Genomic DNA, 11,435 nt, shown 5'->3' with positions numbered 1-11,435 from the left:
ACCCTTCATGGGCGTTTTGGCATCGCCCTTGCTATCTGACTTGGCAGAGGCCTGCCCAGGCAGCTCGAACACAACGACAAATCCCTCCGGGTGCAGGAGGGTTAGCGATTCAGGTGCCCCGACATCCTGGGAAGGGTGAAGCCGGCACACTTGAGGAAAAATTAGCCATGACGACACGTCAGCCGCTGTACAAGTCCCTGTATGTCCAGGTGATCGTTGCCATCACCATCGGCATCCTGCTCGGCCACTTCTATCCAGAAACCGGCGTCGCCCTCAAACCCTTGGGTGATGGTTTCGTCAAACTGATCAAGATGGTCATCGCGCCCATCATCTTCTGTACCGTGGTCAGCGGCATTGCCGGCATGCAGAGCATGAAGTCGGTCGGCAAGACCGGCGGCTACGCGCTTCTGTACTTCGAAATCGTTTCCACCATCGCCCTGATCATCGGCCTTGTCGTCGTCAACGTGGTCAAGCCGGGCGCTGGCATGCACATCGACGTCAGCACCCTGAACGCCAGCAGCGTGGCCGCTTACGCCGCCGCAGGTGCGCAGCAGACCACCATCGGCTTCCTGCTCAACATCATCCCCAATACCGTGGTAGGTGCCTTCGCTAATGGCGACATCCTGCAGGTACTGATGTTCTCGGTGGTCTTCGGCTTCGCCCTGCATCGCCTGGGCAGCTACGGCAAGCCATTGCTGGACCTGATCGATCGCTTTGCCCATGTCATGTTCAACATCATCAACATGATCATGAAGCTGGCCCCCGTCGGTGCCTTCGGTGCCATGGCCTTCACCATCGGCCAGTACGGCGTTGGCTCGCTGGTACAGCTGGGCTACCTGATGGCCTGCTTCTATATCACCTGCCTGCTGTTCGTGCTGGTGGTGCTGGGCGGTATCTGCCGCGCCCACGGCTTCAGCGTGCTCAAGCTGATCCGCTACATCCGTGAAGAGCTGCTGATCGTACTGGGTACCTCGTCCTCGGAATCTGCGCTGCCACGCATGCTGGCCAAGATGGAGCGCCTGGGTGCCAAGAAGTCGGTGGTTGGCCTGGTGATCCCGACCGGTTACTCGTTCAACCTGGACGGTACCTCGATCTACCTGACCATGGCCGCGGTGTTCATCGCCCAGGCCACCGACACCACCATGGACATCACCCACCAGATCACCCTGCTGCTGGTGCTGCTGGTGGCTTCCAAAGGTGCTGCCGGCGTTACCGGTTCGGGCTTCATCGTCCTCGCCGCCACCCTGTCGGCTGTCGGCCACCTGCCGGTTGCCGGCCTGGCGCTGATCCTGGGTATCGACCGCTTCATGTCCGAAGCCCGCGCCCTGACCAACCTGGTGGGCAACGCCGTTGCTACCGTGGTGGTGGCCAAGTGGGTCAAGGAGATGGACAACGACAAGCTGGCGTCGGAGCTGGCCTCCGGTGGTGCGCCGCTGGCTGACACCCGCCCGACCGACGACCTGGGCGTGGCTGAAGGCGTGGCTCGTTGAGCCTGCTGCAGTAAAGCAAAAGGCGACCTTCGGGTCGCCTTTTTTGTGCCTGGTCTATCAGTGCGCTGGCTGTCATTCGACCCGAGTCTCACCGCTGTACACCAGCGTCTCCCTGCACCGCTTGCACAGATACCGCCGCCCCTGCCTCACCAGCTTGTGCCGCTGCGCGGTAAACGCAAACTCACCCTGTGGGCATGGGCAGCGATAGATGTACCGCGTCGCGACCCGCCGCTGCACTTCATAGTTGTGGCAGCGATTGGGCGGCAGTTCATACACCCCGCGCATGATCAACTGCCACTCTTCGCCATGGGCCTGGATGCGGTCCCCGAACAGTTGGTGAGCCACCAGGTGCGCCACTTCATGGGCCACGGTCTGGCGCAGGAAGTCTTCCTGGTTTTCGCGGTACAGCTGCAGGTTGAAGCGCAGCAGGTTCTCGTGCAGGTGGGCGACGCCCGCCTTCTGCCCGCGCAGCTTGAAGCTGACTTCCGGGCGCGGGAAGGGGCGCTTGAAAAAGGTTTCGGCTTGCTGGTAACAGGTTTCGACGCGTTGTTTGAGCAGCTCGGGCATGGCGGGGTAATTCTCCTGACCGGGCATTATGCCGCAAGCACCGGCAGGCTGCCGAGCCCACCGGTCAGCACACAGCCAAAAGCCGCCTTGCGGCGGCCTCCGGTTTGATGCCCCAGTGTTGGATCTAGGTGTTTTCCAAGCTAGTTGGTATAGACGGGCCCCACGCCCAGTCCCCAGATGATCACGGTCGCAGCCATGATCGCTACCAGTACCACCAGGCCCACTGCCAGCACCGAGCTGGAGAACAGGAAGCCTTCATCGGTCGGTATGTTCATGAATGTCGGCAAACCGACGTACAGCAGGTAAACGGTGTAGCAAATGGCCGCAGTCCCCACCAGCATGCCCAGCCACAGGTGCGGGTAAAGCGCTGCCAGGCCGCCGAGGAACAGCGGGGTGGCGGTGTAGGTGGCAAAGGCGATGCATTGCGCCATGGACGGGTTGGCGTCGTAGGTACGTGCCATCCAGTGAATGAAAGCGCCCATTACCGCGACCCCGGCGAGCATCGCCAGGTAGGACATGATGCTCATCCATAGTGCGCTTTCCATCGTCAACATTACCGCTGGCCGGTCGCCGATCACCCAGCCGACCTGGGTAGTGCCAATGAACGCCGAAACGGCGGGTATCGCCGCCAGGATCAGCGTGTGCGTCAGGTACATGTGGCTGATGCTTTCGTCTTCCCCGCGTATCTCCCGCCATTCCTGGTCAGGGTGGGTAAACAGCCCCACAACGTGATGAATCATGCCGGTCACTCCTCTCGTTGTTGCCAATCGCCCCCCAGATGGAGCGCAAGCGGCCCGAGGCCAGGGCACCGATGCAAGCGGTAATGTGGCCTTATGTCGCAGTATAGGAAGCCGTTACCTGCACAAACTGTGCTTTTTAGAGCAAATTGCGCTGTAAGGCGGGCTGCTGATTCCCTTGAAGTCTTTATCGGAATCCCTACAGGTGCGCGTGGTTTGTGCGTAAAATAGCCGGCTTTTGTCACACCTCGCGGATCCAAGCGCTATGGGCACCCTCTCGGTCAACCAGAACAAACTGCAAAAACGCCTGCGTCGTCTCGCCGGCGAAGCCATCACCGACTACAACATGATCGAGGATGGCGACAAGGTCATGGTCTGCCTGTCCGGCGGCAAGGACAGCTACACCATGCTCGACGTTCTGTTGCACCTGCAGAAGGTGGCACCGATCAAGTTCCAGATCGTCGCGGTGAACATGGACCAGAAGCAGCCGGGCTTCCCCGAGCATGTGCTGCCGGCCTACCTGAAAGAGCTGGGCGTCGAGTACCACATCGTCGAGAAGGACACCTACTCGGTGGTCAAGGAGCTGGTGCCCGAGGGCAAGACCACCTGTTCGCTGTGCTCGCGCCTGCGCCGTGGCACCCTGTACACCTTCGCTGACGAAATCGGCGCGACCAAGATGGCCCTTGGGCACCATCGCGACGATATCGTCGAGACCTTCTTCCTCAACATGTTCTTCAACGGCTCGCTCAAGGGCATGCCGCCCAAGCTGCGCGCCGACGACGGCCGTAACGTGGTGATCCGCCCGCTGGCGTACTGCAACGAGAAGGACATCCAGGCCTACTCGGACATGAAGGAATTCCCGATCATCCCGTGCAACCTGTGCGGTTCGCAGGAGAACCTGCAGCGCCAGGTGGTCAAGGACATGCTGGTGGAGTGGGAGCGCAAGCACCCAGGCCGTACCGAGAGCATCTTCCGCGCCCTGCAGAACGTTGCCCCGTCGCAGCTGGCCGACCGCAACCTGTTCGACTTCACCAGCCTCAAGATCGACGAAAGCGCCACCCCGCGTTTTCTCGATGTACTGAACATCTGAGCCCATGCGCGATTACCAGTGGTTGCATGAGTACTGCCTGAACCGCTTCGGCTCGGCCCAGGCCCTGGAGGCCTTCCTGCCGCAGCCGCGCACGCCGGCGCAGCTGCGCGACATCCGCAACGACCGCTACCTGTCGACCCTGGCCTTGCGCGTGTTCCGCGCCGGGCTCAAGCACAGCCTGGTAGATGCCAAATGGCCGGCGTTCGAGCAGGTGTTCTTCGGCTTCGACCCGGAGAAGGTCGTACTGATGGGCGCAGAGCACCTGGAGCGGTTGATGCAGGACGAGCGCATCATCCGCCACCTGGGCAAGCTCAAGAGCGTGCCGCGCAATGCGCAGATGATCCTGGATGTGGCGAAGGAGAAGGGCAGCTTTGGTGCGTTCATCGCCGATTGGCCGGTGACCGATATCGTCGGGTTGTGGAAATACCTGGCCAAGCATGGCAACCAGCTGGGCGGGCTGTCAGCGCCGCGCTTTTTGCGCATGGTTGGCAAGGACACGTTCATCCCCACCGATGACATGGCCGCTGCGCTGATTGCCCAGAAGGTGATCGACAAGCAGCCGACCAGCCAGCGCGACCTGGCGCTGGTACAGCAGGCGTTCAACCAGTGGCATGCCGAAAGCGGGCGGCCGCTGTGCCAGTTGTCGGTGATGCTGGCGCATACCGTCAACCATTGAAAAGCCCGGGGCTGCGATAGCAGCCCCCGGAATCAAAGCCCTTCGCCCGCCATGCGCCGTTCATGCTGGAATTTCCAGCGCACGAACAGCAGCCCGCTGACGAACAGCCCAAGGCTCAGCAGCACCTCAACCCAGCCGAACACTGCCCGCGCCGGGTCGAACGCTGCCAGCACCCCTTTGATGAAATAGATATTCACCACAAAGCAGGTCCAGGCATGCGCCCGGGCGCTGCCCAGCAACATGCCTGGCAGCAGCAACAGCAGTGGCACAAGCTCGATCGCCAGGATCACTTCGACCCGCGCCCCGTGCAGGTTGGCGAACCACAGGTTGTTCACCACCAGCAATGCGATCAGGCCAAAAAAGAACGCCAGGCTCAGGGCGCGTGTGAGGCGCAGGCGCGGTGCCAGCCACTCCAGTTGTGGCAACACCTTCGGCTTCTTAGCCACGCGAGGCCTCCAGGGCCTTGGCCGTGGTTGCCAGGCGTTGGCCCAGGGCGCGGCACAGGGTGATCTCGTGTTGATCCAGCTCGCGCTTGCCGTCTGCGCCGGCATGGTGGCTGGCGCCGTAAGGCGTGCCGCCGCCGCAGGTTTCGAGCAGCGCCGATTCGCTGTAGGGCAGGCCCATCACCAGCATGCCGTGGTGCATCAGTGGCAGCATCATCGACAGCAGGGTGGTTTCCTGGCCGCCATGCAGGCTGGCGGTGGAGGTGAAAACGCCAGCCGGCTTGCCGACCAGTTCACCACCCAGCCACAAACTGCTGGTGCCATCGAGGAAGTACTTGAGCGGTGCGGCCATGTTGCCGAAGCGGGTCGGGCTGCCCAGCACCAGGCCTGCGCAGTGGCGCAAGTCGTCCAGGGTGGCGTACAGCGCGCCGCTGGCCGGAATGTCCGGCGCCACGGCTTCGCACTCGGTGGAAATCGCCGGCACCGTGCGCAGGCGCGCTTCCATGCCGGCCAGCTCGATGCCGCGGGCGATATGCCGGGCCATTTCGCTGGTCGAGCCATGGCGGCTGTAATACAGCACCAGGATATAGGGCGCGCTCACGGCAGGATCTCCAGCACTTTCTCAGGTGGCCGGCCAATCACCGCCTTGTCACCGGCAACCAGGATCGGGCGCTCGATGAGCTTAGGGTGCTGCGCCATGGCGTCGATCAGTTGCGCATCGCTCAAGGCCGGGTTGGCCAGCTCGAGTGCCTTGTACTCGTCTTCACCGGTGCGCAGCAGTTGGCGCGGGCCGATGCCCAGCTTGCCGAGCAGAGCCTTGAGGGTGGCAGCGTCGGGCGGGGTTTCGAGGTAGCGCACGATGGTCGGTGCCAGGCCGCGCTGTTCGAGCAGTTCCAGTGCGCCGCGGGATTTCGAGCAGCGCGGGTTATGATAGAGCGTCAAGTCAGTCATGTCGGGTCGCATCCAGCTGGGTGTGGCGGCTATTCTAACCGCAGGAACTGACCCATTCGCTTGAAACTTCGAGAAGGATTGACCCATGGCAAGGCGTTTGGCAGCAGCATTGGCCATTACTGCAGGCCTTTTGCTAGGTGGCTGCGGTGCCGACTACGGCGTGGACCAGCACGGCAACACGGTGAAGGCCGAGCAGATCGACGGGCACTGGCTGGTGCTCAACTATTGGGCTGAATGGTGCGGCCCTTGCCGTACCGAGGTGCCTGAACTGAACACTGCGGCCAAGCAGTGGGCGGCCGATGGCATCAAGGTGGTGGGGGTGAACTTCGATGGCCTGCAGGGGCAGGAGCTGAAGCAGGCGGCCGATACCTTGGGCATCGGCTTTACCGTGCTGGCGCAAGATCCGGCCGAGCGCTATGACCTGCCACGCAGCGAAGCGTTGCCGGTGACCTACATCATCGATGACAAGGGCAAGGTGCGCGAGCAGCTGCTGGGTGAGCAGACCCTGGAAGGGCTGCAAGCCAAGATCAAGGCGCTCAAGGGGGCTTGAAAGCTGCAAGCTGCAAGCTACAAGAAAAAGCTGGCCGTGCACCGATCCGCCCTTTCTTGCAGCTTGCGGCTTGAAGCTAGCCCTCCTCAGGCCAGAACCGCAGCGGCTTGCCCTCGGCCGGCCAGAAGCGCATCTGCTCGATGGGCGATACATCCCAGCGCTGCACCGTCTCCAGCGCCTGCAGGAAGCGCTTTTCCTGCTCCATCAACGCCGGCGCGCACAGCTTGCGGGTTTTGCCGACCTTGCCGAAGCTCAGGTGCTCACCGTCCAGCGTGTACGGTGCAAACCAATGGTTGCAGCCCGCATTGCCATAGGCCCGGCCATCGCTGGCCAGCGTCAGTGTCAGGTGGCTGTAGTCGATCAGCGGCCGCTCGCCGATCCACTCCAGCACATAGCTGCGTTCCAGTTGCAGCTTCGAGGGTTCGGCAGCGCAACCGAGCAGGCCGGTGGCAATCAGGGCGCCGGTCAGCAGATTCTTCACTCGGCGCTCTCCTGGCAACGCGGGCACACGTGCTTGTCGCCACGGCTGGCCCAGCCCAGCTCGGCGATGCGCGCAGTAGCAGCCGGCTGGCGGGCTTTCTTGCCAAGCTTTGCGTCCACGGCGAACTCGAAGTCCAGCACGGCATCGCAGCTGTCGCATTCAGCCTGCCAGTTAAGGATTTCCAGCTCGTTGAACAGCGGGCCGCTGGCCACGGCCACCCACTGGCCACGCGGGTTGATCAGGTGGCGCACGCTCTCGACGGTCAGGCGCATGGACAAATCCTTGCTGCCCTTGAGGGTGACCAGCAGGGTGTCGCCCTTGTGCATCGAGCCACCGTTGCCGGTCACCTGGTAGCGGCCCGGTACCAGGGCGCGGCACTCGATCAAGGTGTGTTGCGGGTTGAAAAGGGTGTAGCGGAAATCGTGCTCGACCATGGGTCCTCCAGAAATGCCGCGTATCCTAGCATCAACCTGTGACCAGATTCTGCGCATTACCCGCCGCCCAGCGGTTGATGTTGTCCAGCGTGGTCGCGGCAATGGCGTCCAGCGCTTCGCGGGTCAGGAACGCCTGGTGCGCAGTGACGATCACGTTGGGGAACGTCAGCAGCCGCGCCAGCACATCATCCTGCAACGGCAGGTCGGAACGGTCCTCGAAGAACAGTTGGGCTTCTTCTTCATAAACGTCCAGGCCCAGGTACCCGAGCTGGCCGCTTTTCAAGGCGTCGATCAGTGCCGGAGTGTCGACCAGCGCACCACGACCGGTGTTGATCAGCATGGCGCCGGGCTGCAACTGGGCCAGGCTTTGCGGGTTGATCAAGTGCCGGGTGTGCTCGGTGAGCGGGCAATGCAGGCTGATGATCCGCGCCTCACGCAGCAGTTCGGGCAGCTCCACATAACGCGCACCCAGCGCCAGCAGCTCAGGGTTGGGGTAGGGGTCGTAAGCCAGCAACTGGCAACCGAAGCCAGCCATGATCCGGGCGAAGGCGGCGCCGATCTGGCCGGTACCGACCACGCCGACGGTCTTGCCGTGCAGGTCGAAGCCGGTCAGGCCATGCAGGGTGAAGTCACCTTCGCGGGTACGGTTGTAGGCCCGGTGCAGGCGCCGGTTGAGCGCCAGGATCAGCGCCACGGCATGTTCGGCCACGGCATGCGGTGAATACGCGGGCACGCGCACCACTGCCAGGCCCAGGGCTTGGGCGGCGGCCAGGTCCACATGGTTGTAGCCGGCCGAACGCAGGGCGATCAGGCGCGTCCCGCCAGCGGCCAGGCGTTGCAGTACCTGCGCGTCGAGCTCATCGTTGATGAACGCGCAGACCACCTCGAAACCTTGAGCCAGGGCTGCGGTGTCGAGGGTCAGGCGGGCGGGCTGGAAATGCAGCTCCAGAGCGCTATCGCAAGTGGCCCGCGTGAAGCTTTCCTGGTCATAGTGCTGGCTGCTGAACAACAGGGCGCGCATGGTCGGGCTTCCTTTATCGTGGTTGGGGGATTGTAGCCACCCGGGCGTGCAGGGAAGTTGATCTGCACCGGCCTCATCGAGGCTTGCCGGCTCCCAATTCGCAGCGCTGCTGAACCCTGTGGGAGCCGGCTTGCCGGCGATGAGGCCCTGAAGGTCAGGCGTTCTGGCGTGCCTGCTCCGCCAGCCGGACAATTGCGCCATCCAGCTCGTCGAGCGCCTGCTGGGCTTGCGGATGCTCCTGTTTAAGCAAGGTCTCGCTGCGCTGGCAGGCTGCACGCAACTGCGGCACGCCGCAATAGCGCGAGGCACCGTTGAGCCGATGCACCTGCTCGATCAGTGCGCCGTGATCGTCGCCCTCCCGTGCAGCACGAATGGCTTCACGGTCCGATGCCAGCGATGCCAGCAGCATGGTCAGCATGTCTGCCGCCAGATCCGGCTTGCCTGCCGCCAGGCGCAAGCCTTCCTCAGGGTCGAGCACCGGTAGATCCTGGCCCTCGGCCTGCTGTTCGTCCAGGCGCTCCAGTGGCCCGACACCCAGGCTCAGGCCGGTCCATTTCATCACCACCTGGGCCAGCTGGCGCTCGCTGATCGGTTTGGTCAGGTAGTCGTCCATGCCGCTGTGCAGCAGTGCACGTTTCTCGTTGGCCATGGCGTGAGCGGTAAGGGCGACGATCGGCAGCGGGCTGCCGCTCTGGGTGTTTTCCCACAAGCGGATCTGCTCGGTGCAGGCACGGCCATCCATGCCTGGCATCTGCACGTCCATCAGCACCAGGTCGAAGTGTTCGCTCTGCACCGCCTGCACCGCAGCATGGCCGTTGTCGAGCGCCAGCACATCGGCGCCGAGATCTTCCAGCAGGGTCTGTACCAGCAGCAGGTTGGCCGCATTGTCGTCGACGCAGAGGATTTTCGGCTGGCGCTGGCCGCGCGTTGGCGGGGCCGGTTCGCCCCGCGTGCGGCGCGGTTGCAGCAGCTCCAGCAGCAGGCGGCGCAGCTTGCGCGTGCAGGTCGGTTTGGACAGCAGTTGGCCGTGGCCGTTAGGCAGGTGAGGGTGGTACAGCGCTTGCTCGGTAGTCGGGCAAAGTACCACGCAATGGCAGTGGTAGCGCTCCAGTTGCTGGTGGTATTGGCCCAGCTGTTCGGGCGTGAGATTGCCCAGGTTGGCACCCAGCACCGCGAAATCGAAGGGCATCCCAGCCTGCAAGCCAGCCTGTACACCCTGCAGCAGTTGCTCATAGGACGCGAACAGGCTGACGCTCAGGCCGCAATCCTGCAACTGGTGCTCCAGGGCCTGGCGTGCCAGGTCATGCCCGTCGACGATCGCCGCGCGCCGCCCCAGCAGCGGCTGCGACGACTGCGCCTCGCTGTCGTCGTGGGCCTTGGGCAGGCTCAGGCTGATCCAGAACTGCGAACCCTCGCCCGGTGTGCTGTCGACCCCGATCTCGCCGCCCATCTGCTCGATCAGGCGCTTGGAGATCACCAGCCCCAGGCCGGTGCCGCCCGGCTGGCGGGCCAGCGAATTGTCGGCCTGGCTGAACGCCTGGAACAACGTGCGCACATCCTGAGGCGACAGGCCAATACCGGTGTCCTGCACGCTGATGCGCAGCTGCGCGCTGTCTTGCTGCTCGTCCTCGAGCATCGCCCGCACGACGATGGTGCCCTCGCGGGTGAACTTGATGGCATTGCTCACCAGGTTGGTGAGGATCTGCTTAAGCCGCAGCGGGTCGCCAACCAGCGATGACGGGGTGTCGCGGTAGATCAGGCTGAGCAGTTCCAGCTGCTTGGCGTGGGCGGCGGGCGCCAGGATGGTGAGGGTGTCCTGGACCAGGTCGCGCAGGTTGAACGGAATGCTGTCGAGCACCAGCTTGCCGGCCTCGATCTTGGAAAAGTCGAGGATCTCGTTGATGATCCCCAACAGGTTGTCGGCCGATTTTTCGATGGTGCCCAGGTAGTCCAGCTGGCGCGGGGTCAGCTCGCTTTTCTGCAGCAGGTGGGTGAAGCCGAGGATACCGTTGAGCGGGGTGCGGATCTCGTGGCTCATGTTGGCCAGGAATTCAGACTTGATGCGGCTCGCCTCCAGGGCCTCCTTGCGCGCCATGTCCAGCTCGATGTTCTGGATCTCGATGGTTTCCAGGTTCTGGCGGACATCCTCGGTGGCCTGATCGATACTGTGCTGCAGCTCTTCATGGGCACTGTGCAGGGTTTCTGCCATGCGGTTGATGCCCCGGGCCAGTTCGTCCAGCTCGTGGCTGCCCATGGCCGGCAGACGTTCTTCGAGGTGGCCGTCCTTGAGCTGGTTGACTGCATGCTTGATGCGCGCGATCGGGTCATTGATGGTGCGGCTCATGCGCATCGCCAACAGGCCGCTGAGCACCAGGCAAGCGAGTATCAGCAGCATGCTGGTGAACAGGTTGCGGTAGCCGCGCAGCAGCATGCCGTCGTGCGACAGCTCGATCTCGACCCAACCCAGCAGGCGCTCGGCTTCGGCCGGGACAGCCTCGGTGGCCAGGTCGCGGTGGTGGCCGAACACCGGCATCAGGTAGCGTGTGGCATCGTTGCCGCTGCGCTCCAACAGTTGAGTGCCCGTGCCGCCGCTGGGTGGCCGGTTGATCATGGTGGGGCCGGCGTGGGCCAGGCGGGAGCGGTCCGGGGCGAGGAAGGCCACTGCACGGACGTCGGCTTGCTCAAGGGTTTGCGCGGCAATCCGCTCCAGCTGCGCAGGCGTCTGCCGGGCCATGGCGGGCGCGGCCAGGGGGGCCAGTTGTTCGGCAATCATCTTGCCGCGTTGCAGCAGTTGAGTGCGCAACTGGTCTTGCTGCAGCCACGTGAAATAGCTGCCCAGCACCAGAGCCATCAAGCTGGCAGGCAGCACGGCCAGCAGCAGTACCCGGCTTCTGATTCCCAAACGATCGAGCACACTCGCCTCCTGTGATGTGCCTGGACGCCGTTACCGGGGTAACGGACCAAAGCGGAAAGTTACTCCGCCTGCCTGCCTAAT

The 11,435-nt window shown here is 63.4% G+C and carries 13 protein-coding genes; 4 read left to right on the top strand and 9 right to left on the bottom strand.

Translation table 11 applies throughout. The features are described from left to right. Positions 1–167 precede the first annotated feature (167 nt). A complete protein-coding gene (locus IWW33_RS05290; RefSeq protein ID WP_046787465.1) occupies positions 168–1,490 on the top strand; it encodes a dicarboxylate/amino acid:cation symporter in 1,323 nt (440 codons plus the stop codon). A gap of 72 nt (positions 1,491–1,562) precedes the next feature. Here the strand turns inward: IWW33_RS05290 and IWW33_RS05285 are convergent, their stop codons facing one another. Both IWW33_RS05285 and IWW33_RS05280 read right to left on the bottom strand, forming a co-directional pair. Then, positions 1,563–2,057 carry a SprT family zinc-dependent metalloprotease gene (locus IWW33_RS05285; RefSeq protein WP_012313116.1) on the bottom strand — a complete coding sequence of 165 codons (495 nt, stop codon included), beginning with the start codon at positions 2,055–2,057 and terminating at the stop codon, positions 1,563–1,565. Positions 2,058–2,197: 140 nt separating this feature from the next. After that, entirely contained in the window at positions 2,198–2,797 is a 600-nt protein-coding gene (locus IWW33_RS05280) for a Yip1 family protein (RefSeq protein WP_012313117.1), read from the bottom strand. Between the two features lie 262 nt (positions 2,798–3,059). On the opposite strand from IWW33_RS05280, the gene ttcA reads away from it, so the two are divergent. After that, positions 3,060–3,884: a tRNA 2-thiocytidine(32) synthetase TtcA gene (ttcA, locus tag IWW33_RS05275; RefSeq protein WP_119688396.1), complete on the top strand. Its 825-nt coding sequence runs from the start codon at positions 3,060–3,062 to the stop codon at positions 3,882–3,884. 4 nt (positions 3,885–3,888) lie between these two features. Further along, the gene (locus tag IWW33_RS05270; protein WP_125924970.1) at positions 3,889–4,560 is read left to right on the top strand and encodes a DNA-3-methyladenine glycosylase I; all 672 of its coding nucleotides are present in this window, start codon (positions 3,889–3,891) and stop codon (positions 4,558–4,560) included. Positions 4,561–4,592: 32 nt separating this feature from the next. On the opposite strand, the gene IWW33_RS05265 is transcribed toward IWW33_RS05270, so the two are convergent. From IWW33_RS05265 to arsC, 3 genes are read right to left on the bottom strand one after another with little or no spacing between them, the layout of a single operon-like run. Then, the gene (locus IWW33_RS05265; RefSeq protein ID WP_046787461.1) at positions 4,593–5,006 is read right to left on the bottom strand and encodes a DUF2069 domain-containing protein; all 414 of its coding nucleotides are present in this window, start codon (positions 5,004–5,006) and stop codon (positions 4,593–4,595) included. Further along, on the bottom strand, positions 4,999–5,604 hold the full coding sequence (wrbA, locus tag IWW33_RS05260; RefSeq protein ID WP_115272987.1) for an NAD(P)H:quinone oxidoreductase: 606 nt from the start codon (positions 5,602–5,604) through the stop codon (positions 4,999–5,001). The genes IWW33_RS05265 and wrbA overlap by 8 nt, the downstream gene beginning before the upstream one ends. Further along, positions 5,601–5,954: an arsenate reductase (glutaredoxin) gene (gene arsC, locus IWW33_RS05255; RefSeq protein WP_115272986.1), complete on the bottom strand. Its 354-nt coding sequence runs from the start codon at positions 5,952–5,954 to the stop codon at positions 5,601–5,603. The genes wrbA and arsC overlap by 4 nt, the downstream gene beginning before the upstream one ends. A gap of 85 nt (positions 5,955–6,039) precedes the next feature. Between arsC and IWW33_RS05250 the strand changes: the two genes are divergently transcribed. Continuing rightward, positions 6,040–6,504, top strand: coding sequence for a TlpA disulfide reductase family protein (locus IWW33_RS05250; protein ID WP_046787458.1), 465 nt, complete (start codon positions 6,040–6,042; stop codon positions 6,502–6,504). 76 nt (positions 6,505–6,580) lie between these two features. On the opposite strand, the gene IWW33_RS05245 is transcribed toward IWW33_RS05250, so the two are convergent. The 4 genes from IWW33_RS05245 to IWW33_RS05230 all read right to left on the bottom strand — a co-directional run bounded on the left by IWW33_RS05245 (position 6,581) and on the right by IWW33_RS05230 (position 11,354). After that, positions 6,581–6,985 (bottom strand): META domain-containing protein, encoded by a 405-nt coding sequence (locus IWW33_RS05245; RefSeq protein ID WP_046787457.1) that lies wholly within the window; start codon positions 6,983–6,985, stop codon positions 6,581–6,583. Next, a complete protein-coding gene (locus tag IWW33_RS05240) occupies positions 6,982–7,419 on the bottom strand; it encodes a hypothetical protein (RefSeq protein WP_039602107.1) in 438 nt (145 codons plus the stop codon). Before IWW33_RS05240 ends, IWW33_RS05245 begins: the two co-directional genes overlap by 4 nt. Before the next feature lie 31 nt (positions 7,420–7,450). Beyond that, positions 7,451–8,440, bottom strand: coding sequence for a 2-hydroxyacid dehydrogenase (locus IWW33_RS05235; RefSeq protein ID WP_046787456.1), 990 nt, complete (start codon positions 8,438–8,440; stop codon positions 7,451–7,453). A 154-nt stretch (positions 8,441–8,594) separates the two neighbouring features. Further along, the gene (locus IWW33_RS05230) at positions 8,595–11,354 is read right to left on the bottom strand and encodes a response regulator (protein WP_115272983.1); all 2,760 of its coding nucleotides are present in this window, start codon (positions 11,352–11,354) and stop codon (positions 8,595–8,597) included. Positions 11,355–11,435 lie beyond the last annotated feature (81 nt).

It is taken from the genome of Pseudomonas sp. M2 (assembly GCF_015751845.1).
GTDB classification, from domain to species: Bacteria; Pseudomonadota; Gammaproteobacteria; order Pseudomonadales; family Pseudomonadaceae; genus Aquipseudomonas; species Aquipseudomonas putida_E.
This window is presented reverse-complemented; position numbering and strand designations above follow the sequence as displayed.

Bases quoted from the DNA above. Each gene is read 5' to 3' on its own strand.
- IWW33_RS05290 (WP_046787465.1), top strand. From the start codon at position 168: ATGACGACACGTCAGCCGCTGTACAAGTCCCTGTATGTCCAGGTGATC.
- IWW33_RS05285 (WP_012313116.1), bottom strand. From the start codon at position 2,057: ATGCCCGAGCTGCTCAAACAACGCGTCGAAACCTGTTACCAGCAAGCC.
- IWW33_RS05280 (WP_012313117.1), bottom strand. From the start codon at position 2,797: ATGATTCATCACGTTGTGGGGCTGTTTACCCACCCTGACCAGGAATGG.
- ttcA (WP_119688396.1), top strand. From the start codon at position 3,060: ATGGGCACCCTCTCGGTCAACCAGAACAAACTGCAAAAACGCCTGCGT.
- IWW33_RS05270 (WP_125924970.1), top strand. From the start codon at position 3,889: ATGCGCGATTACCAGTGGTTGCATGAGTACTGCCTGAACCGCTTCGGC.
- arsC (WP_115272986.1), bottom strand. From the start codon at position 5,954: ATGACTGACTTGACGCTCTATCATAACCCGCGCTGCTCGAAATCCCGC.
- IWW33_RS05250 (WP_046787458.1), top strand. From the start codon at position 6,040: ATGGCAAGGCGTTTGGCAGCAGCATTGGCCATTACTGCAGGCCTTTTG.
- IWW33_RS05240 (WP_039602107.1), bottom strand. From the start codon at position 7,419: ATGGTCGAGCACGATTTCCGCTACACCCTTTTCAACCCGCAACACACC.
- IWW33_RS05235 (WP_046787456.1), bottom strand. From the start codon at position 8,440: ATGCGCGCCCTGTTGTTCAGCAGCCAGCACTATGACCAGGAAAGCTTC.